Raw genomic sequence first — 20,986 nt, forward strand, 5'->3', positions numbered from 1 at the left:
CCCCAATTAACTGACACCTTCTACCAGCTCATAGAATAACCCTTTTCTTTGCATCAGTTCCTCATATGTTCCAATTTCAGCTGCTTTCCCATCGTGAATATAGACGATTTTATCATAGTCCATAATCGTGGTAATGCGATGGGCTATGGCTATTGTTGTTCTCCCTTTACTTAACTGGTCAAGAGCTTTCTTAATATAGGCCTCACTTACATTATCTAAGGCCGAAGTAGCTTCATCAAGCAAGAGAATGGCAGGATTTTTAATAAACATTCTGGCTATGGCAATTCTTTGTTTCTGGCCCCCGGATAATTTAATACCACGCTCTCCCACAAGTGTTTCATATTGCTGCCCGGTTTCCATAATAAACTCATGGGCATAGGCTGCTTTTGCCGCCTGAATCACCTCTTCGTCCGTGGCATCCGGATTTCCAAACCGTATATTTTCTTTAATCGAAGTACCAAACAGGTAAGTTTCCTGAAATACATATCCAATGCTGTTTCTAAGCTGGGATAAGGAAAGCTTCTTTAAAGAAATCCCCTCCAGAGTAACGTCCCCCTGCTGTGGATCATAGAATCGGTCAAGTAATTTCAATACGGTTGATTTCCCATTCCCACTTGCTCCAACAAAGGCTACGCGCTCGCCGGATTTTATATCCAGACTTAGCTCCTTTAATATGTCTTTTCGTTCCTGATAATGAAAAGAAACATTATGTAAGGAGATATTTCCTGATACTTGCGGGAGTATATAAGGCTCCTTAGATTCTAAAATATCCGGTTCCACTTTGATAAAATCATATAATTTCTCTGCCTGTCCCAACAAATGCATCTGCTCTGTGAAAACGTAGGATAGCCCATTGATTTGACGCATAACCATCATAAAATAAAAGATATATGCACTGAATTGACCTACCGTCATTTCACCATGCTTTACCAGATAAGAGCCAAATACAAAAAACCCGATATTTCCTATACTTGTTGTGGCTACGCATAGGGCAGGCCTCAAAAGCCGATAGAAAAGAGAACCGAGCCGGGCGTTTTTATAGTTTCGGAAAGACTCCACAAACCGCCCTACTTCCCATTCTCTTGCATGATATGCCCGAACCTCCTGAATGGCACTGATACTGTCATAAGTCTTTTTATCCAGTGCCGTTTTCGTATCCGTCTGCTTTTTCAGAAATTCCACTACTTTTTTATCCATATAGGGTCCATAAGAAAAAAACAGCAGGTAACTTCCAATGATAATCAGGGTAAAACGATAGTCCTTTATTGATATGACGGCTAATGGAAAAATAATGGACAAAATCATATAAACCGTACCAGGAAAAAAGTCCCTGTAAATTTTTTGTACTGCAAGAACTTCTGTATTCAGTAACGATAATGTCTCACCTACAGGTTTCCGTTCAAAATAAGAAAATCCCAGCCTGCGCAGATGTCGGTATACCGAATACTGCAAATCTCTTGCTGATTTTTCTGGCAGAACCCGCTGCAGTACATTATTCAAAGCGATAAACACTAACATGGTTATGATTGCAATAACTAAATAGATAATCTGCCCTGAAAATGCCTTCATATCTTGCTGCATAACAGCCTTGTCTATAAAAACCTGTATAAAATACGGAATTGACATTTCGCAGAGAATTGTACCTGCTCCTGAAAAGATGAACAAAAGTAAAAGCCCTGTATAAGGCTTAAAAAATGATAATACCCATAGATAAATTGACAATCTCTTTTTATTACGCTGCTTCATATTCCCCTCCCCATTTCTGTTCCGGATTTTTTCTAAACATTTCTTCTCTGCTTAATCTACCCGGTTTTTAATTTCTATATAGTATACCATTAGTTTGATGAGCATACAATTATTATAAATAAGTGGAAGGAAGAAATATGGGGTCCTCAAAAAAATATAGATGTTATCTTAAAAAATTACTTCTAGTCATAACTTACAGCTTGTTATCTATCTCTATCATCAAAAGTATTTATAAAATCAACGCGGTTTCTTCCGTACAAACCGTTGATGGAATTATAGTTCCGATCATTATGTATCATCAGGTAAAAGACAGTGGTTTGGGCAATGATGTCATTAGCCCCTCTGAATTTGAAAGTGATTTAAAGTATTTAAAAGATAATAATTACAATACTATCACGATGGCACAATTAATTGATTATGTTTATAATAAGAAAGATTTACCCCAAAATCCAGTCATTCTGGCCTTTGATGATGGGTATCTTAGTACCTATTTAAATGTTTATCAACTGTTAAAAGAATATAATATGAAAATAGTTCTATCTATCATTGGAAAAAGTGTGGATGAGTTTTCAAAGGTAAAAGATGAAAATATTGAATATTCTCATGTTACATGGGATGAAGTAAAAGAAATGCAGGAATCCGGATTGGTTGAAATGCAAAACCACTCCTATGGTTTGCATAAAATTTCAAAAATACGTTATGGATGCGGTCAAATGGCAAATATAACGATAATCTGGAAAATATAATTAAAAAACTTGGTTTTAAAGCAACTGTAACTTGTAAATTTGGAGTGAATATAATAAATAATAATCCCGATACATTGTTCAGTCTGAAAAGAATACGCAGGGCACATAATCAAAGTATTGGAAAAATGATAAAAGAGGGAATGGCTACCGTGAAAGTCCCTCATAACTAAAAATCCTCCCCCTGTAGCAGAAGGAGGATTTTTATTGTCACATGTTATCTTGTGGTGTTGGAGAACAGAATCCTTTGTCCATGATCAGGAGTCCTGCTCCTCTCTGGTCTGTTCCTCTGATGAAGTTAACACAGATTCCAGAGCTTGCTGGTATTCCTTCATTTTTGACAATTGTTCCTTCAATATCCCCAGTACAAGCTCCTCTGTCTGTTTCTGTTTTTCAGGATCAGCATACATAGCTTCTGCTTGGGCAATCAGGTCTCTTTTTGCCTCAATCTCTTTTCTGATCTTATCAGCTAAATTATCCATACTTGTGACCACCTTTCCTAATATTGTATCAATTGCGCCGGTTTTGATCTCATTCAGGCGTATAACCATTATATGCTGGGGCTTATCCAACGGTGAAATGCAAGCCGTCTCATTGTTTGTACTTGTCAATTATGCTATAATCAAAAACAGATTTATAACTATGTTGAATTAGGTATACTACCAAGAAAATATGAATTTCAAAGAGGGGTAAAAGAGGAGGAAGCTTATGAATTGGGAGCCGTGGACAGGCTGTTATAAAGCAAGTGAGGGTTGTACAAATTGTTATTTTTACGGACCATATGGGAAACGCTATGGTCAAAATACCATACAAAAAACAGATGAATTCGATTGGCCCATAAGAAGAAATGCGAAAGGAGAATATAACATCAAAGGGAATAAAATCCTTGCAACCTGTTTTGCAACTGATTTTTTTCTTCCAGAAGCAGATGAATGGCGTAAAGCTGTTTGGGCTGTCATCAAAGAAAGAACTGATATAGAATTTTTAATTTTGACAAAGCGGATTGACCGTTTCCCTGTATCTCTTCCATCTGATTGGGGCACAGGGTATGACAATGTGAATATCGGTTGTACTGTGGAAAATCAGGAATTAGCTGATTACCGACTACCGTTATTTTTGTCCTATCCGATAAAGCGGCGCTTTATCGCATGTGCTCCGCTTTTAGAACCGATAGATCTAATGCCATATCTTCACGGAGTGGAGCATGTGACCGTTGGTGGTGAATCCGGGCGGGAAGCTCGTGAATGTGACTTTGAGTGGGTTCTTAATATCCGTGAACAATGCGTGAAAGCGAATAAAACATTTTGGTTCAAAAATACTGGCTCACTTTTTAAGCGTGAGGGCATAGTAGAAAAAATAAATCCGTTTAAACAAACGGCGAAATCGAAAGAATTTGGTATTAATATTTTAAATGGTCAAAAATTATTTTAACCACCGCCTGTGTAATATAGCAGATGGCAGCCAGCCAAAAAAACTGGTTGGCTGCTGTGAAACTACTAAACTTAATTTACATCTTCTTTTTCAACGTTGTGCATAGTAAGAAATCCGCAAATCAGGGAAACACCAAATAATAATACTGGAAGAACTGTATTTGCCCTTAAAGTCAGGTCTCCTATGTTCCCATTCATAACTGAAAACAATAAAAATGAAGTGATAATAACTGCTCTCGATGACTTCATTAATTTTCCTATATATAAAGGGATAAATGCCAGAGTCACAGTAAGTACCGTCTTTAAAATGATCTGTAAATAAAAATTCGCGCTTAACAGATCATAGCCCAACGGTATGGAGGTCCCTACCCCCGAGGACAATACCAGAAGCAGACAAATAAACAGTTTTCCCAGGAAAAGAGCCGCCGCACAGAAGATCCATACTGCCATCATCTGAGACAGTATTATTTTTTTTCTTGAGATAGGATAGCAAAACATAAGGCTCTGAGTTTTATTTTTATACGCTTTGATAATAAAAGAAGACAGCATAGAGGAAGTAATAACCAAAAATACGATATTGGTAAGCAAATCAATTTGCACCTGCATATTTTCTACCTCAGGAACAGATTCTGAAATTCCCAGTTCATCATCAATCGGAATATAATAACACATTGCAAAAAAAAGGATTCCAAGAATTGCAATTACAACAGCCTGTTTGATTATATATTTTTTCATATTATTCTTTTTCCATTCCAGCCTGATTAATTTCCACATTCGCTATCACCTCCTGTAACTTTCAGAAAATACTCTTCCAAAGACTCTGTCTGAGAATGAAACCCCTGAATTTCGACCTGATTTTCCGTTAACGCCTTCATAATCTCCCGTGACGCAGCTTGTTTTGTATAGACCCGAATAAGATTGTTATTGAAAATTTTAAAGTTCGAAATATTAAGGCGCTCTGTAAAAACAAAGGATGCTTTCGTTATTTCCGATGTTTTGATTTCCAGATACTCAAGCCCCTTTTCCGTAATTTCTTTCATAGAAATTTCTTTTACCAGTCTCCCTTTATGAATGATTCCTATGGTATGTGCGAGGCTTTCTATTTCAGAGAGCAGATGGCTGGAAATAAGAATGGTCATTCCATACTCTTTGCACAGCATTCTAAACAGATCGCGAAACTGTTTCATACCTGCCGGATCCAGACCATTTGTTGGTTCATCTAACACCAGAAATTCCGGCTTTGTAAGAACAGCTCTTGCAATACCCAGCCGCTGCTTCATTCCCAGTGAAAATTCCTTTACCCTTTTTCCTCTGTTCTCTGACAAAGACAACAGGGACAAAGCTTTTTCTACACTGTCCGGACTATAATACCCCATGTATTCGCAGTGCAGCTTTAAATTCTCTTCTGCCGTCAGTTCTTCGTAAAACACTGGAAACTCAATCATGCTGCCCATACGTTTTAAAAATGAATATGAATCCGGGAGCAGCTTTTCTCCAAATAAAATAATATCTCCTGATGTTGGTTTCCATTGATTGGTGATCATCTTCATCACCGTAGTTTTTCCTGCACCGTTTGGTCCAAGAAAACCATAGATCTCTCCTTTGGCAATATGCATGTTAAAATCGGACACAATGGTCTCTGCACCAATTTGTTTGTTTAAATGATTTGTTGTTAAAATTGTCTGCATTTTGTCACTTCCTTTCATACCCATAATTCTAGCAAGTTATTTCTTCAAAACTCTTGAATAAATCTTACGAATTTCTTTCGCGCCAAAAAAATCAATATGAAAAGGATTTCAATAGTCTAGCTGCCTTAGTTTTAAAGTAAATACGGTTTCCTCATACTGGATACTTTTTAAAGTCAGTGTACCATTGTTTTTTTCTGCAAGATTTTTTGCAATGGTAAGTCCTAATCCATTGCCCTGGATCTCCCGGTTACGGGAATCTTCTAACGTATAGAGACGGTCAAATACACGGGGAATTTCCGAATTCCCAATCCCCTTTCCATGGTCAATAACATCCACAAAGACAAAGTTGTCCTCCCCGTGAATGGTCAGTCTCAAATAATGTCCTGCCTCCCCATAGCGGACTGCATTGCTGATCAGATTATTAAGAATACGACCTAATGCTTCCCTGTCTGCATAAACAAAAAACGGGGAATCAGGAATGTTTATGTTCACTTCGAATTCTTTCTCTGTTAAGATATTATAAAAATCAACAATGATCTCCCGACAGAATTCATTTAGGTCTATTTTTGACATAGTAAGAACTGTATCGCCAGCTTCCAGTTTTGCCAGTGTGAAAAACTGGTCAATCTGCTCCTTTAATTCATTGGCTTTTCGAGACACCTTTTTTATCATGCTCTTTTCAAGTGTATCCTGCATTAAAAGCATTTCCAGATAGCCAATGATAACAGTCAGGGGCGTTTTCAAATCATGTGAAATATTAGAAAGCATCCGTTTGATATTTAGTTCTGATCTGCGATAACCGGCATTTGCATTCTGTCTGTCTTCCAGGGTACGGTTAATCTGTTCCAAAAGATGCTTAATTTCCTTATCTTCTGTAAATAACATCACTTTTTCATCAGTGTCCTCATCTAAGATCCGTTCCAGATCATCACTGATCGTTTGAATTTGTTTTAAAGTCTTTCTATTTAACAGAGACATGGTTTCACTCCTTTGGACTTCCCAGCTTGTATCCAATTCCCCAGACGGTCAGAATATACTGCGGCTTCCGTGGATCATCCTCAATCTTTGTACGAAGGCGGCTGATATGAACATTAACTGCATTTTCATCACCTAAATAATCATCCTTCCATATGAAAGAATAAAGCTGAGCCTTGGTATAAACTTTTTTCGGATTGGAAAGAAGCAGACGAAGGATTTCATATTCCTTTGCCGTCAAGTCCACTGCCAGCCCCTTTTTATGCACCGTATGACTTTCCAGATTCATTTCCAGATCTCCCAAACCAAGACAAACCCCAGTTGATTCCCCTGCGGAAGAATACTGGGTGGTGCGCCGCAGATTTGCCTTCACTCTCGCAAGCACCTCTGTAAGTGAAAATGGTTTTGTGATATAGTCATCTGCTCCCAGGCCCAATCCAAAAATCTTGTCCGATTCGGTATCCTTAGCAGACAGAATTATAATAGGAACCACACTTTCCTTTCTAATCCGTTTCATGACCTCCAGTCCGCTGATTTTAGGCAGCATCAGATCCAATATTACCAGATCATAGGAACCACTGAAAAATGTCTTTACTGCCTGTTCTCCATCAAAAAAGCCATGGACTTCAAAACCTTCCATCTGAAGAAAATCAATTAACATCTCACTGATCTCCCTGTCATCTTCCACCAATAATATCTTCATTTTTCAATATTCCTCTCGTATATCAATTGTTCCACCCCTAGTATACCCTGCGACATCAATTGGTGCAATATATTACAATAGTAGCATCATGTATACATACAAACCCAGGGCGGTACCCCCCCCAATGGCATAAAACCTCATTATATGAAGGACTGATTCCACGCATTGAGTGGAGCAGAAATTGAACGATATACTAAAAGGAGTTCATATTTCTCCGTCTTTCTAATTCAACATCCATGTATTTACGTTCATCATCTAATTTATAAAAACTCATAATAATGACAATCAAAATGCAAAGTCCCATGGGGATCCAGATGAAGCTGGCTTCTATATAATTAAGAGCTTTTGTGGTCTGTGTTTCATTGGCAGCATAACCACCGAAATTTAACAGCCATCCAATCACTGCACTGGCAAGACCCATGCTGGCCTTTACAAAAAATCCCTGAAATGCAGCAATGAGTCCCGAAACACTCATGTTCTTTTTATATTCTGAATAGTCAATCACGTCCGGTTGAATAGAAAATGTGGTTCCGAAGATACCATAGATTCCCAAACCGGTAACAGCTAAACCTGCAACCAGTAAAACAGCTGAATTCTGCCCAAAGTAAATCAGCAAATCTCCTATAGCATAAATTGCAGCACTTAAAAACATAACATATTTCTTTTTAAGCTTTTTTTCTAATATTGGTAATACCAGGAGCATGGGAAGTCCTGACAAAATGCCGAATATTCCCACAAAAGTAAGCCATTCTGTTTTTTGCAGATTATAGGTGAAATAATAAATAACGGTAGTATTACGAACTACATATAATGCAAAATACAGAAAATTTACCAGAAAAAATAGGACACTTTGGCCAGTAAGACCTTTTAAATCCTGTTTCAGTGAAGATTTTTCTCTTTTAACAGATGGCGGAACAACTTCTTTTGTATTCAAAAAAGTAATGAAAAAAATAATCATGGCTGCAAAACCATAAATTGTCATGGTAATCAAATATCCTTTTCCAGCATCACCTCTTCCCCAAAAACTCACCATAGGCGCAGTGATTGTCATAATAATTGCTGTTCCGATCATGGCGCAGATCATACGGCTGGATACCAGGCAGTTTCTTTCATGAATGTCCGAAGTCAGTCTTGGTACAATCGTATTTAAGGGAATATTCACAACTGTATAAGCCGTACAAAGAAGACAGTACGTTACATACGCCCAGACTATTTTTCCGTTAATGGAAAAATCAGGGACAGTAAACGTTAATGTAGTAAATACAGCAAAAGGAATGGCACCAATAACAAAATACGGTCTTCCCTGCCCCCATCTGGTATGGGTCCGATCCACTAAGACCCCCATACCAGTATCCGTCAGCGCGTCAATAAATTTAGTAACAAGCATTAAAGTTCCTGCTACTGCTGCGGAAATCCCAAATACATCTGTATAAAAAATCATCAAATAAGAGGCCATCGTACTAAAAACCAGATTGCAGCCCAAATCTCCTATTCCATAACCTACTCTTTTTTTCCACTTTTCTTTTCCTGAAACCTTCTCCATAAAATTTGCCCTTCCCGCTAAGCTTCCAAATCCGACAACTGTTTCATGTTCTCTTTCAGATTCCGGTACATTGATTTATAAATGTTAAAATACTTATTATATGTTTCATGGCTTTTTGCATCCGGCATGATTTTTTCACCCAGGACGTGCCATTTTTTCACCTCTTCATATGTAAGTGTTCCGGTTCCGATTCCTGCCAGAATCACATCCCCCATATTTGCTTCTGCATCATGAATCGGACAAACCACCGGATAGCCGGTCACATCCGCGAAAATCTGCTTCCAGACAGCTGATTTAGTCACGCCTCCTGCAATCAGAATATACTCCCCTAACTCTTCACCAGCAGCTTCCATGGCATCTCTTAAGGAATAAGCTACGGCCTCTAAAAATGCCCGATACAAATGTCCTTTTGTGTGGGTAAGGGACAGTCCCATGATGGTACCTTTCGCATCAGAATCCCATACAGGACTGCGCTCGCCCATGAAATACGGCAAGACCACCAGCCCCTCACTTCCTGCCGGTATCTTTTCTGCCTGTTCATTTAGAATGTCATAAGCATTCTTTCCGCCAGCTGACTCTATTTCATATTCTCTGTCACCGATGGTATTACGGAACCATTTCACAATGGCACCGGCCGTATTTCCACCGGCAAAATTGTAGGAAAGCTTCTTCGCATGATAAAGATAGGGCCAGACAATCAATCCTTTTCCTTTTACTGGTCTATCTGAAATCAAAGCTGCACACATGGATGTTCCAATGGCTGCCGCAAAAACTCCGGAGTCCAGAATCCCCAACCCAATATTAGCCGCTCCACAGTCAATTCCGCCTGCAATTACCGGCATACCTGGCAGAAGCCCCAGTTTTTCTGCCATATCATCTGTCAATCCTCCCACTATGTCTGTGGACTCCACGATTTTCTCAGGCATCATTTCCATTGGAATACCCATTAGATCCATTAGTTCCCTGGACCATTTTCTCTCATTCATATCAAATATCCCGCCGATATTCCCTGCGGATGAGTAATCAATTACAACTTCCCCTGTAAGTTTATAGATGACATAATCATTTGGCGGCAGAAATAAAGCGGTTTTTTTCCAGTTCTCCGGCTCATGATTTTTTATCCACAGTATTTTGGTATAGCCATAATATGGATCTGCTCCATTCTGGGTAATCTCCAGAAGCTTCTCTTCCCCGACTGTTCTTTTTACCCATTCGCTTTCTTCCTGAGCTCTTCTGTCCATCCAGATGAGACATGGCCTCACTGGCTTCATATTCTTATCTAACGGTATCCCGGAGCCTCCGTAAAGACCGCTGATGGCAATTCCTTTGATATCTTCCTTCTTTACCCCTGATTTTTTTACGGTCTCCTGAATTGACAAAAATACAGCGTCACACCAAACCTGCGGCCATTGCTCTGCCCATAAAGCCTTTGGAGTCAGCACATCATATTCCACAAGATGCTTTGCGATAAGATTTCCCTTTGTATCCATTAATATGGTCTTTGTCCCGGATGTTCCGATATCTGTTCCAAGTAAATATTTCATATTCTCTCCTTTTCTGCCAGACAGATGCGTTGCTTTTTCATTACTTAGAAACACGTAAAAGCTCCATCTATAATAAAGTCAGATCCTGTGGTAAAGCTGCTGGTATCTCCTGCCAGATAAACGGCAATAGACTGCAGTTCCTCAGGTTTTCCCATACGTCCCATTGGAGCCATGGCATTCCATTGCTCAATCAATGGTTTTAAGCTTGGAGAATTCAACGTCAATTCTGTTCCGATATATCCAGGGCTGATGCAGTTTACCCTTACTCCCCGTTTTGCCAATTCAATCGCCATTGATTTGGTCAATTGAATTACTCCAGCTTTTGATGCGTTGTAAGAGCATTGTGGCTGGGGAACGTTGACAATATGTGCGGACATGGAAGCGGTATTGATAATGGAACCGTATCCCTGTTTTACCATCTGCTTTGCTGCTGCCTGTGCCGTAAGAAATACACCGCTTAAATTAATATCAATTACTTTTTTCCATTGCTCGTAAGTCATTTCTTCACAAGGGATATTCATACAAATTCCTGCATTGCAGAACGCTGCATCCAATTTTCCGAAGGTATCCCGGATTTCTTTCATCATTGCCGCCACCTCCTCGGGTTTTGTTACATCCGTTTTAATCGCGATTGTTTTTCTCCCATTCCTCTGTGCGATGTCTGATGCAGTCTTTTGGGCTTCCTCAATATCTACATCCACAATTGCCACATCACTGCCTGCCTCTGCCAAAGCAACAGCAATCTGTTTTCCTATTCCTCTTGCCCCTCCTGTTACAAATGCTGCTTTTCCATCCAGTCTCATTTTTTCAATTATTCCCATCTGATTGTTCTCCTTTCATTTTCATTTAATTAATATATTTTGTAAAATAATTTTGCAAATATATTTTATATAATAGATCATGATTTTATATTCGTCAATCTGTATAATACAACAAATTAATTTAACTTTTTTTGTGCATTTTTCCCAAATGCATTTTCTTTTATTTTATGTTATTCTATATTTATATAAACTTCATTTATAAATTGGATTTGTGTATTGTGTTTGCAGAAACCCTTGAATGGGATTGCAATGTTGAAGTACACAATAATAAAGCATAAAATCAAACAAGATTACAGACGAAATTTGGGGAAATTATGAATAATATTACTTTATCAGATATTAAGAAAAATAATACATCACTGATTTACCATCTCTTATATGAAAAAGAAAAATTATCTAAGCAGGAAATTGCCCATCAGCTTCATCTAAGCCTGCCTACGGTAACACAGAATCTTGTCTTTCTTGAAGAAGAGGGGTTAATCATGAAAGAAGGACTCTTTGAGTCACAAGTAGGCAGAAAAGCGGTTGCTTATACCATCTGCCCCACGGCAAGGATCGGCATCGGCGTGGAGATACAAAAGAAAAAAATCCAGATACTGAGTCTGGATTTGAAAGGGAATATTGGTGAATGGACTGAACATTCACTGAATTATGAGAATACTGATGGCTATTACAAAGAAACTGCATATCTGGTAAAGGATTTTATCCTGGAGCATGGCTTTAGCACCGAGAAGATATTAGGAATCGGTTTCGCCGTACAGGGGCTGACCAGTACCGATGGAACTGAGATCATTTACGGAAAAACTTTAGGCTATACCGGGCTGAACATTGACGTTTTTTCTCAGCATCTGAATTTCCCATGTTCATTTTTCCATGACGCCAAATGTGCTGCCCGGACTGAACTATGGTTTGGTAACACCTTAAACCATGCACTTTATCTTTCCATCGGAAAGCATCTTGGGGGTGCTCTGATTATGGACGGACAGATTGTTATGGGAAAAACCGGTCACTGCGGCGCAGCAGAACATATGCAGTTGATTCCAAAAGGCAGGAAATGCTACTGCGGAAAATCCGGCTGCATGGAGACCTACTGTTCAATGGATGCCCTTTTAAATGATGAGGAAACGCAGGAAATTTTCTTTAAAGCTCTGCGCAATCACTCCAAAGCTGAAGTTCTGCGGTGGCAGGAATATCTGGAAATGCTCTCATCAGCCATTAACAACCTGCATATGTTACTCGACTGTGATATTATTATCGGCGGACAGATTTCGTCGTATCTTACTGCGGAAGACATTCATACATTACAGGCACTATGCAATGAAAAAGCTGCCTTTCCTTACAGTGAACCTTTCCTCTTCCAAAGTAAGTATCCGGAACACACCGTTGCTGTTGGTGCTGTATTACCTTATATCCAGAAATTTTTGGAACAAATCAGGGAGTCTGAATTTTTTTAACAGCATCCTGGGCTTCTTCCCAGGCTGTTCCTCTGTCCGGCCAGCCTGGGCCCTTCTATCTCATCATAAATTTCTTTCACTGCATTATTATAGCAGAAAACTAATTTTATTCTAGTCATTGCAAAGATATATAAAAGATGATAAAATATACTTAACCCACTCATATATTAACCGTATCACATAATGACAGAGAGGTAAAAGTATGTCGGATAATTATATTCAGGTATTCGGTGCAAGGGAACGAAATCTAAAAAACATAAATGTCCTGATACCAAAAAAAGAAATTACGGTTTTCACAGGTGTTTCCGGTTCAGGAAAATCATCTTTAGTATTTGATACAATAGCAGCAGAATCGCAAAGGCAATTAAATGAAACCTACAGCAGTTTTATCCGTAACCGTATGCCGCATTATGGAAAGCCAGATGTAGACAGTATCGAAAATTTGTCCGTAGCCTTTATTATCACTCAAAAACGATTAGGGGGCAATGCCCGTTCAACAGTTGGAACAATTACAGATATTTATTCTGTATTACGTTTATTATTTTCCCGAATTGGAAAACCATTTGTAGGTTATTCAGATGTTTTTTCATTTAACAATCCAGCCGGAATGTGTGAACATTGTGAGGGCTTGGGAAAAATTGAAACTATTGATATTGAAAAGCTGTTAGATAAAAATAAATCCTTAAATGAGGGGGCTATTCGTTTTCCAACTTTTGAACCCGGCGGCTGGCGATTAACCCGCTATATTCATTCAGGCTTTTTTGATAACAATAAAAAATTGAAAGACTATTCTTCGGACGAATTAGAGCTGTTACTTTACCCTGACAGAATTAAGGTTAAAAACCCTGCTCCCGAATGGCATAAAACCTCCTTGTATGAGGGACTAATTCCACGCATTCAGAGGAGTTTTCTAAAAAAAGAAGATGGAGAAAGGGTCAAATATGGAAAGGAAATCGGACGGTTTGTTGTGAAGCAGGATTGCCCCCACTGTCACGGAACACGTTTGAATGATAAAATATTGTCTTGTAAAGTCAACGGTAAAAATATTTCGGAATGTGCAGATATGCAGATAAATGAGCTTTTGGATTTTGTGGGGTCCATTCATGCTCCCGTCGCCGCTACAATTGTTTCGGAACTTGCGAATCGGATTCAGCACATGATATCTATAGGACTGGGTTACTTAAGTTTAAGCAGAGAAACATCTACCCTTTCAGGCGGGGAATCCCAAAGAATTAAAATGGTTAGTCAACTTGGCAGCAGCTTGACCGATCTCACTTACATTTTTGACGAACCGAGTATAGGACTTCACCCCCATGATATAAGCAAAATTAATGATCTTATGAGATTGCTACGTAACAAAGGGAATACGGTTTTGATTGTAGAGCATGATCCAGATATAATAAAAATTGCAGACCATATTATTGATATGGGACCAGGTGCGGGAACCGATGGCGGAAAAGTTGTATACCAAGGAAATTTAGATGGACTAAAAACTACAGGTACTCTCACGGGAAAATACTTATTCTACTGCCCCGAGCTAAAACCTGTTACTCGTGCTTCGAAAGGCTGGCTTTCTATTCAGAATGCAACCATGCACAATTTGAAGAACCTTTCAGTTGATATACCAAAAGGAGTAATGACTGTTGTAACCGGAGTTGCAGGTTCAGGAAAAAGTACACTTGTAAATGGGATATTACCGCGGTTATATCCAGAAACTGTTTTTATTGACCAGAAAGGAATTCAGGCATCAAAACGTTCCAACATTGCAACCTTTACAGGTATCTTTGACACTATTAGAAAATTATTTGCAAAAAGAAACGGTATAAGCACCTCTCTATTCAGTTTCAATTCACAAGGTGCTTGTCCTGCCTGCAAAGGTCTGGGCGTTACTTATACAGATTTGGCGTTTATGGATACCATTGTTACAGTATGTGAAGAATGTCACGGAAAACGTTATACGGACGAAGTGCTTGCTTATCAGCTAAGAGGCAAAAGTATTGCAGATGTTCTTAAAATGACGGTCACAGAAGCCTTAGAATTTTTTCAGGAAAAAGAAATCGTAACGGTACTAAAACGGCTTTCAGACGTTGGTATCACTTATGTTACTTTAGGACAACCATTAAGCACACTTTCAGGTGGTGAATTACAGCGAATTAAACTTGCTTCCGAACTGGAAAACGGTGGTCAGCTTTATGTTTTGGACGAACCGTCAACAGGTTTGCATATGGCTGATATCAAACAGTTGATCCGTGTAATGAATCGTCTTGTAGAACAAAATTCCACTCTTATTGTTATAGAACACAATCTTGATATTATCTGTCAGGCAGATTGGATTATTGACATAGGCCCCTATGCCGGACAGAATGGTGGTAAGATTATGTTTACAGGATTACCCAAAGATTTAATCAACTGTCCAGATTCTTTAACTGGAAAGCACCTTAGAAAGTATATTAATGAAAAATAGGAGGTTGACTAAATGGCTATAAAACAATTAGAAGAAAGTTATATTCCCTTTCAATGCATGATTGTATCAGATTCAAACCGGTTCAATGTTGAGGGTGTTTCAACTGCACAATATTATATACTTGATACTTTGGATAAGCAGGGGGCGAAAACTACGAAAGAACTTGCTGAAATGAAAGGTATCTCACAATCTGGCATATCCAAATTAACAAAGCGTCTGCTGGAAAAAAAGTATATTATTCAGGAAAGGCAGACGAATGACCGCAGATCTTACAATATTGTTCTTACCAAAGAAGGGAAAGCCTTTTTAAATCGTGTTGAGGATTTTGGAAATGAAATTATGAACCTGATTGAAAAAGCCTTAACAAAGGAGGAAGTACATGCGTTTTCAATGATGTGCAAAAGAATAACAACCTTATACGCTAATAAACAATAGATAACAGACTGAAAAAACAAGGCATTCTACAGAATTCAGCATAGAATACCTTGTTTAACTGGTATAATAACTGTATTACTGACAATTCTCCCATTTATCATAAACGCAATTCAGTTCTTTTTCCATAGTTTCTTTTTTCAGGAATAGTTCCTGTAAATATGCAAAATTTGTACTATTACTATTTATCTCTTGTTCCAAATCTTTTAATGCAGTCTCTATGGCTTTAATTTCATTCTCAAGAATATCTGACTTTATCGTATTCAACTTCCTGGATTTGTTATCCGCTGCGCTGTATTGATTCACTTCTCGTTTAATATAAGGTTTCTTCTCGTTTAAATGGTCCTTAGAATTTTCCCTTTTCTTCAGTTCTTCCTGATAATACGCATAATCTCCCGGATAAGTAATAAGACCATTATCTTCAAATGACATGATTTTACCTGCAACTTTATTTATAAAATACCTGTCATGGGATACAAATAACAGGGTTCCCTCAAAAGCGGTTAAAGTTTCTTCCAGCACTTCCCTGGAATCAATATCCAGGTGATTGGTCGGCTCATCCAGAATCATAAAATTCACTTTTTCAAAGGTTAAAGAACATAACCTTAAACGGCTCTTCTCCCCACCGGATAAGAATTTTATTTTCTTATAGACATCGTCTTTAAAGAACAATACTCTTGCCAGCTGGTTTCTGGCAGCTTCATAAGTAATATTGTGAGTACCAGAAAAGTACTCAAGTATGGTCTGGTCTTCATCTTCAAAAACAACCTGTTGGGGCAGATAACCGATTTTAACCTGAGCACCTATTTTTACCGTACCAAAATCTGGTTTTAATTCTCCTAATATCAGCTTAAGCAGGGTAGATTTGCCGCAGCCATTTTTCCCGATAATGCAGGCACTATCCTGATAATAAATCTGCATATAAATATCTTTTAATAATGCCTTATCACCAAAACTTTTACTTAAGTGTTGGGTTTCTAATACCATTTTACCGGAACGGTTAACGCTATCCTGATTAAGACGCGCCTTCCTGCTTTCAAGGACAGGTTTATCCAATACTTCAATCTTTTCCAGACGTTTTTCCAATTCCTTTGCCCGTTTAAACATCGTTTCACTGTCTCTCATATTTCCCCAGATACGGTAACGTTCAATCTGCTTTTCCATCTGTTCGATCTTTTTTTGCTGGTTGATATAATTCCTGTAGTCAATTAAGAACCTTCTCTCTTTTTCCACTACATAATAACTATAATTTCCCATATATATATTAGCCCGGCTAAACTCTAACTCCACGATTTTCATAACAACATTATCCAGAAAATATCTGTCATGGGATATAATCAGAACAGAACCTTTATAATCCTTTAAAAAACCCTCCAGCCATTCAGTAGTTTCTAAGTCCAGATGGTTTGTAGGTTCGTCAAGAAGCAGAATATCTGGCTCCTCAAGAAGTATCTTCGCCAAAATAACTCTGGTTTTTTCTCCCCCGCTTAAACTATTAAATGGCATCTGCTTTAAATAATCATTAATTTTAAGTCCCTCTGTAATCTTGTTAATCCTGGTCTCCAGCTCATATCCTCCGGCTGTCTCATACTCCTGGGTGAGGCGCCCGAAGCTTAACAGTGCTTTATCAAGCTCCTGACCAGAAGAAGTCTGCAATACCCCTTCAAGTTCTGATAACCGTCTCTTCAAATCAAAGACTTTTTGAAAAGCCATACGGATTACATCAATCGTCTTGGTATCCTTACTGTAAACAGGTATCTGATTTAAATACCCTGCCTTAATTCCTTTACGAAGATATACCTCTCCTGCCTGATAATCTTCTGAAATATTTTCACCATACGAAGCTGCCTCGTCCTGTGCCTGCCCTGACTCCTCACAACTCCCTTTGCCCATAATAATCTTCATAACTGTAGTTTTTCCACACCCATTTTTACCAATCAGCCCAATCCTCTCCCCAGTTTTAACATCAAAGCTAATCGTTTCAAATATCTTATTGGCTCCATAAAATTTTGTTAAATTATTAATGCTTAATTCTATCATGGCTTTACCTGACCTTTCTCATTATTAAACTCTGACTTTACTCTTTCCTTAAAAAAGAACGCAAAAAAACCCAAAGCCAATAAGCTTTGGGTTGCAAAATTTAATATCACTGTAATAACAAATGATTTTAATCTGAATACTCCAAAAATCTTATATGGTTAACCTTGAATCTATTAAATTTGGACGCACTTCTAGCCTGAACTTGAAATATTGCGATCATAATAGATTCTAATTTTACCCATTTAAGTATTGAGTTCATATGTGTTATTACCTTTCCCAGTTTTAAAAAACTATATTTCTTTTATAATAAGCCAAATTACATAAACCGTCAAGGTGTTTTTAAAATATCGGTATTCTCGTTTTCTATTAACATTATATTGATTATGTGAATATAATAAACAGGAAAAAACGCTTTTTTTGTATTCCAGGAAAAGTTACTTTTCAATAAAAATAACGAGGTAACGTTTATGTTTAAGAAATTTCCGTATATACTTTTTATATTTACTATGATTTTATTGCTTTTCATTCCACATGAAAAGACTGGCGCAGCACCGGCAAGACAGATGGAGTATTTAGACCGGGGTGTAACAGCCGTTAAAGTAAATAATGGTGTCTTTATCAGCTGGAGGGTTCTGGGGACCGAACAATCAAACGTTTCTTATAACTTATATCGTGGATCAACGAAACTGGCAAACATTACCGGCGCCAGCAATTATTTAGATCCAGCAGGAACCACTGGTTCCGTTTATGAAGTAAGCGCTGTTGTAAATGGTAACGAACAAAACAAATCATCTGCTGTTGGTGTCTGGAATAAAAATTATCTGCAAATACCTCTGCAGATCCCATCAGGAGGTATAACACCGGATGGCGTTTCCTATACCTACAGTGCAAATGACTGCAGTGTGGGGGATTTAGATGGGGATGGACAGTATGAAATTATATTGAAGTGGGATCCCTCTAATTCAAAAGACAATTCTCAAAAAGGATATACAGGCAACGTTTATTTAGATGCCTATAAAATGAACGGAACCCGCCTATGGCGAATCGATTTAGGTAAAAATGTACGGGCAGGTGCCCACTATACTCAGTTTATGGTATATGATTTAGACGGCGACGGAAAAGCCGAGATTGCCTGTAAGACGGCTGATGGAAGCAGAGACGGTCTTGGTTCCGTTATGGGAAATCCCAATGCTGATTACAGAAATTCTACCGGATATATATTATCTGGACCTGAGTATTTAACTGTATTTCAAGGACTTACCGGAAAGGCCCTTTATACAACCAATTATGAACCAGCCAGAGGTAACGTATCCGATTGGGGAGATTCCTACGGAAACCGGGTAGATCGTTTTCTTGCATGCATTGCTTATCTGGACGGTCAGCATCCAAGTCTGGTCATGTGCCGCGGATATTACACAAGAACGGTTCTTACAGCCTATGACTGGGACGGTTCCAGGCTTATAAAACGCTGGACTTTTGACAGCAACAGCTGGGGAAACTCTGGTTATGCCGGACAGGGAAACCACAATCTCAGTGTTGCTGATGTAGATGGAGATGGAATGGATGAAATAGTCTATGGCGCCTGCACCATTGATCACAACGGAAAAGGATTATATACAACTGGCTTACAGCACGGTGACGCCATGCATTTAGGAGACTTAAATCCCAGTCATCCCGGTTTGGAAATCTGGAGCTCTTTTGAGTCCACAAAGACCAACGGCGGAGTTGGAGCAGCTATGCGTGATGCCAAAACAGGCCGTATACTGTTTCAATATAACTCCTCACGGGATGTGGGCAGGGCCTGCTCTGCAGATCTGACAGCCAGCTATCCCGGAGAGGAAGTATGGGCTTCCGGGTCCCCCTTATACAGCAGTACCGGTGAAATCATAGGCACTGCACCTTCTCAGGTTAATTTTGCCATCTGGTGGGATGGTGATGAACTCAGAGAATTGTTAGACGGCACAACCATTACTAAGTATGGCGGCACAACCTTGCTGCGTGCCGACGGCTGTGCCTCTAACAACGGGACCAAAGCAACTCCATGTTTACAGGCCGACCTCTTTGGCGACTGGAGAGAAGAAGTTGTATTCAGAACCTCCGACAGCCGTTACCTGCGTATCTATACAACAACTGATTTCACCACCCTGCGTATTCATACTCTCATGCATGACCCTTTATATCGTATGGGGATTGCCTGGCAAAATGCAGCCTACAATCAACCACCCCACACCAGTTTTTTCATTGGGCATGGAATGTGAATCTGGAACCGATCGCTGCAACCACACAGATTACAGCTAAAAACAAATACGCAGCAGTCATGGAGAATGCACCTGCTATTTTTCCACAGATTATTGGAAAAACTGTCATTCCAAGTGCATATATTGCCTGGAAACAACCCATAGCAGTCGATTTTTTTTCTGCCGGAATACTCTTCATAGCTTCGCAGGTCAAGAAAGAGAATAGAATTCCGGTTGCCATTCCAGGCAGGATCTGAAGAAGACAGATCACTGGAATGCTGGTACTCATCGGTATAAGGATACAGTAAACTGCAGTGGTGCAGAATACAAGAAATATCCAGTTTTTTGATGAGAGTACGCTGCAGAATTTTGTTGAGGCAAATTTTGCCCATACAACAGCGGATAACATGTAAATAATACAGGAAATTCCAAGTATCATCGTATCCGCACCGAGATCTTTAATAATCTGAGTGGTGAATGACATAGTTGTGGACATCTGTACGCCCTGCTGGACAAGAGCCAGAACAGCAAAAAAAAGAAGACGGCGGTTAAAGCATACGCAAAGCATATTCCCCGGTAAAGCAGCAGAGCCAACCGGGTTACTGCTTGTCTGGCATTCAGTCTCCTTTAGTCCACAGGCTGTAAACGCACAGCAAAGTCCTGCCATCACACTAAACATACAGATCACTGGCATCCCCAGTTTTTGGTAAAACAGTGTGCTGGTTACAAAACCTATGAGCATCCCCAGATTATTAGCCAGAACCAGCTGGCTGGTTGCTTTTTGCAGTTTAGAAGGGTAAAAACTCATGTACAAAACCATAAAGGAAATCCACATGGCACTGGCAAAACCAGAGAACAGGTTTGCAATAAAAAAACCGGTTCCGTTCTGCATGATAATACGAAAGATGGAGGCAATCCCTGAGGAAAGACCTCCAATTATAATAAACTTCTTATGTCGGTTCCTGCAGTCTGCGAGAACTCCAACTGGAAGGCGAAACAGCATCTGCGATATACCGTAAGCACCGATAATCATTCCCACCATACCGGCTGAGGTCCCTATCCCCATCAGGTATGGTGTCTGGAATGGTATATAAACATACTGGGCAAACCAGAAAAAGATAACAGCTGCAAATAAAATTTTACTATTTTTCTCATATATATTCATT

At 39.0% G+C, this 20,986-nt stretch carries 17 protein-coding genes; 6 read left to right on the top strand and 11 right to left on the bottom strand.

Going from position 1 to position 20,986, the window contains the following annotated elements; all coding sequences use genetic code 11:
* Positions 1 to 6: 6 nt before the first annotated feature.
* Positions 7 to 1,746: an ABC transporter ATP-binding protein gene (locus tag RZO55_RS25095; RefSeq protein ID WP_318066986.1), complete on the bottom strand. Its 1,740-nt coding sequence runs from the start codon at positions 1,744 to 1,746 to the stop codon at positions 7 to 9.
* A gap of 122 nt (positions 1,747 to 1,868) precedes the next feature.
* On the opposite strand from RZO55_RS25095, the gene RZO55_RS25100 reads away from it, so the two are divergent.
* Entirely contained in the window at positions 1,869 to 2,492 is a 624-nt protein-coding gene (locus RZO55_RS25100; protein WP_318066987.1) for a polysaccharide deacetylase family protein, read from the top strand.
* Between the two features lie 254 nt (positions 2,493 to 2,746).
* Here RZO55_RS25100 and RZO55_RS25105 read toward each other — a convergent pair whose 3' ends face one another.
* Complete coding sequence (locus RZO55_RS25105) at positions 2,747 to 2,971, bottom strand: hypothetical protein (protein WP_318066988.1); 225 nt, start codon at positions 2,969 to 2,971, stop codon at positions 2,747 to 2,749.
* 226 nt (positions 2,972 to 3,197) lie between these two features.
* Here RZO55_RS25105 and RZO55_RS25110 point away from each other — a divergent pair, with 226 nt between their 5' ends.
* A complete protein-coding gene (locus tag RZO55_RS25110; RefSeq protein ID WP_318066989.1) occupies positions 3,198 to 3,920 on the top strand; it encodes a DUF5131 family protein in 723 nt (240 codons plus the stop codon).
* Positions 3,921 to 3,991: 71 nt separating this feature from the next.
* On the opposite strand, the gene RZO55_RS25115 is transcribed toward RZO55_RS25110, so the two are convergent.
* The 7 genes from RZO55_RS25115 to RZO55_RS25145 form a co-directional block, all read right to left on the bottom strand.
* Entirely contained in the window at positions 3,992 to 4,693 is a 702-nt protein-coding gene (locus RZO55_RS25115) for an ABC transporter permease (protein ID WP_318066990.1), read from the bottom strand.
* Positions 4,681 to 5,607 carry an ABC transporter ATP-binding protein gene (locus RZO55_RS25120; RefSeq protein ID WP_318066991.1) on the bottom strand — a complete coding sequence of 309 codons (927 nt, stop codon included), beginning with the start codon at positions 5,605 to 5,607 and terminating at the stop codon, positions 4,681 to 4,683. The genes RZO55_RS25115 and RZO55_RS25120 overlap by 13 nt, the downstream gene beginning before the upstream one ends.
* A gap of 108 nt (positions 5,608 to 5,715) precedes the next feature.
* Entirely contained in the window at positions 5,716 to 6,585 is an 870-nt protein-coding gene (locus RZO55_RS25125; protein WP_318066992.1) for a sensor histidine kinase, read from the bottom strand.
* A 4-nt stretch (positions 6,586 to 6,589) separates the two neighbouring features.
* Positions 6,590 to 7,285: a response regulator transcription factor gene (locus tag RZO55_RS25130; RefSeq protein WP_318066993.1), complete on the bottom strand. Its 696-nt coding sequence runs from the start codon at positions 7,283 to 7,285 to the stop codon at positions 6,590 to 6,592.
* A gap of 193 nt (positions 7,286 to 7,478) precedes the next feature.
* Positions 7,479 to 8,828: an MFS transporter gene (locus RZO55_RS25135; RefSeq protein WP_318066994.1), complete on the bottom strand. Its 1,350-nt coding sequence runs from the start codon at positions 8,826 to 8,828 to the stop codon at positions 7,479 to 7,481.
* A 17-nt stretch (positions 8,829 to 8,845) separates the two neighbouring features.
* Positions 8,846 to 10,372, bottom strand: a complete 1,527-nt coding sequence (locus RZO55_RS25140) for an FGGY-family carbohydrate kinase (RefSeq protein WP_318066995.1) — start codon at positions 10,370 to 10,372, stop codon at positions 8,846 to 8,848.
* 44 nt (positions 10,373 to 10,416) lie between these two features.
* The gene (locus RZO55_RS25145) at positions 10,417 to 11,193 is read right to left on the bottom strand and encodes an SDR family oxidoreductase (RefSeq protein WP_318066996.1); all 777 of its coding nucleotides are present in this window, start codon (positions 11,191 to 11,193) and stop codon (positions 10,417 to 10,419) included.
* 314 nt (positions 11,194 to 11,507) lie between these two features.
* On the opposite strand from RZO55_RS25145, the gene RZO55_RS25150 reads away from it, so the two are divergent.
* The 3 genes from RZO55_RS25150 (at position 11,508) to RZO55_RS25160 (ending at position 15,546) form a co-directional block, all read left to right on the top strand.
* Entirely contained in the window at positions 11,508 to 12,647 is a 1,140-nt protein-coding gene (locus RZO55_RS25150) for an ROK family transcriptional regulator (protein WP_318066997.1), read from the top strand.
* Between the two features lie 202 nt (positions 12,648 to 12,849).
* The gene (locus RZO55_RS25155) at positions 12,850 to 15,111 is read left to right on the top strand and encodes an ATP-binding cassette domain-containing protein (protein WP_318066998.1); all 2,262 of its coding nucleotides are present in this window, start codon (positions 12,850 to 12,852) and stop codon (positions 15,109 to 15,111) included.
* A 12-nt stretch (positions 15,112 to 15,123) separates the two neighbouring features.
* The gene (locus RZO55_RS25160) at positions 15,124 to 15,546 is read left to right on the top strand and encodes a MarR family winged helix-turn-helix transcriptional regulator (protein WP_318066999.1); all 423 of its coding nucleotides are present in this window, start codon (positions 15,124 to 15,126) and stop codon (positions 15,544 to 15,546) included.
* A 75-nt stretch (positions 15,547 to 15,621) separates the two neighbouring features.
* Here RZO55_RS25160 and abc-f read toward each other — a convergent pair whose 3' ends face one another.
* On the bottom strand, positions 15,622 to 17,583 hold the full coding sequence (gene abc-f / locus RZO55_RS25165) for a ribosomal protection-like ABC-F family protein (protein ID WP_318067000.1): 1,962 nt from the start codon (positions 17,581 to 17,583) through the stop codon (positions 15,622 to 15,624).
* Between the two features lie 506 nt (positions 17,584 to 18,089).
* Between abc-f and RZO55_RS25170 the strand changes: the two genes are divergently transcribed.
* Entirely contained in the window at positions 18,090 to 19,841 is a 1,752-nt protein-coding gene (locus RZO55_RS25170) for a rhamnogalacturonan lyase (protein ID WP_500683319.1), read from the top strand.
* Here the strand turns inward: RZO55_RS25170 and RZO55_RS25175 are convergent.
* Positions 19,822 to 20,985, bottom strand: a complete 1,164-nt coding sequence (locus RZO55_RS25175; RefSeq protein WP_318067002.1) for an MFS transporter — start codon at positions 20,983 to 20,985, stop codon at positions 19,822 to 19,824. The genes RZO55_RS25170 and RZO55_RS25175 overlap by 20 nt on opposite strands.
* Position 20,986 lies beyond the last annotated feature (1 nt).

Origin of the sequence: Clostridium boliviensis, assembly GCF_033342255.1 — a bacterium.
Classification (GTDB): Bacteria; Bacillota; Clostridia; order Lachnospirales; family Lachnospiraceae; genus Lacrimispora; species Lacrimispora boliviensis.

What these genes read in the sequence shown, in the direction of transcription:
- RZO55_RS25095 (WP_318066986.1), bottom strand. Translation starts at nt 1,746, where the DNA reads ATGAAGCAGCGTAATAAAAAGAGATTGTCAATTTATCTATGGGTATTA.
- RZO55_RS25105 (WP_318066988.1), bottom strand. Translation starts at nt 2,971, where the DNA reads ATGGATAATTTAGCTGATAAGATCAGAAAAGAGATTGAGGCAAAAAGA.
- RZO55_RS25110 (WP_318066989.1), top strand. Translation starts at nt 3,198, where the DNA reads ATGAATTGGGAGCCGTGGACAGGCTGTTATAAAGCAAGTGAGGGTTGT.
- RZO55_RS25115 (WP_318066990.1), bottom strand. Translation starts at nt 4,693, where the DNA reads ATGTGGAAATTAATCAGGCTGGAATGGAAAAAGAATAATATGAAAAAA.
- RZO55_RS25120 (WP_318066991.1), bottom strand. Translation starts at nt 5,607, where the DNA reads ATGCAGACAATTTTAACAACAAATCATTTAAACAAACAAATTGGTGCA.
- RZO55_RS25125 (WP_318066992.1), bottom strand. Translation starts at nt 6,585, where the DNA reads ATGTCTCTGTTAAATAGAAAGACTTTAAAACAAATTCAAACGATCAGT.
- RZO55_RS25130 (WP_318066993.1), bottom strand. Translation starts at nt 7,285, where the DNA reads ATGAAGATATTATTGGTGGAAGATGACAGGGAGATCAGTGAGATGTTA.
- RZO55_RS25135 (WP_318066994.1), bottom strand. Translation starts at nt 8,828, where the DNA reads ATGGAGAAGGTTTCAGGAAAAGAAAAGTGGAAAAAAAGAGTAGGTTAT.
- RZO55_RS25140 (WP_318066995.1), bottom strand. Translation starts at nt 10,372, where the DNA reads ATGAAATATTTACTTGGAACAGATATCGGAACATCCGGGACAAAGACC.
- RZO55_RS25145 (WP_318066996.1), bottom strand. Translation starts at nt 11,193, where the DNA reads ATGGGAATAATTGAAAAAATGAGACTGGATGGAAAAGCAGCATTTGTA.
- RZO55_RS25150 (WP_318066997.1), top strand. Translation starts at nt 11,508, where the DNA reads ATGAATAATATTACTTTATCAGATATTAAGAAAAATAATACATCACTG.
- RZO55_RS25155 (WP_318066998.1), top strand. Translation starts at nt 12,850, where the DNA reads ATGTCGGATAATTATATTCAGGTATTCGGTGCAAGGGAACGAAATCTA.
- RZO55_RS25160 (WP_318066999.1), top strand. Translation starts at nt 15,124, where the DNA reads ATGGCTATAAAACAATTAGAAGAAAGTTATATTCCCTTTCAATGCATG.
- abc-f (WP_318067000.1), bottom strand. Translation starts at nt 17,583, where the DNA reads ATGATAGAATTAAGCATTAATAATTTAACAAAATTTTATGGAGCCAAT.
- RZO55_RS25170 (WP_500683319.1), top strand. Translation starts at nt 18,090, where the DNA reads ATGATTTTATTGCTTTTCATTCCACATGAAAAGACTGGCGCAGCACCG.
- RZO55_RS25175 (WP_318067002.1), bottom strand. Translation starts at nt 20,985, where the DNA reads ATGAATATATATGAGAAAAATAGTAAAATTTTATTTGCAGCTGTTATC.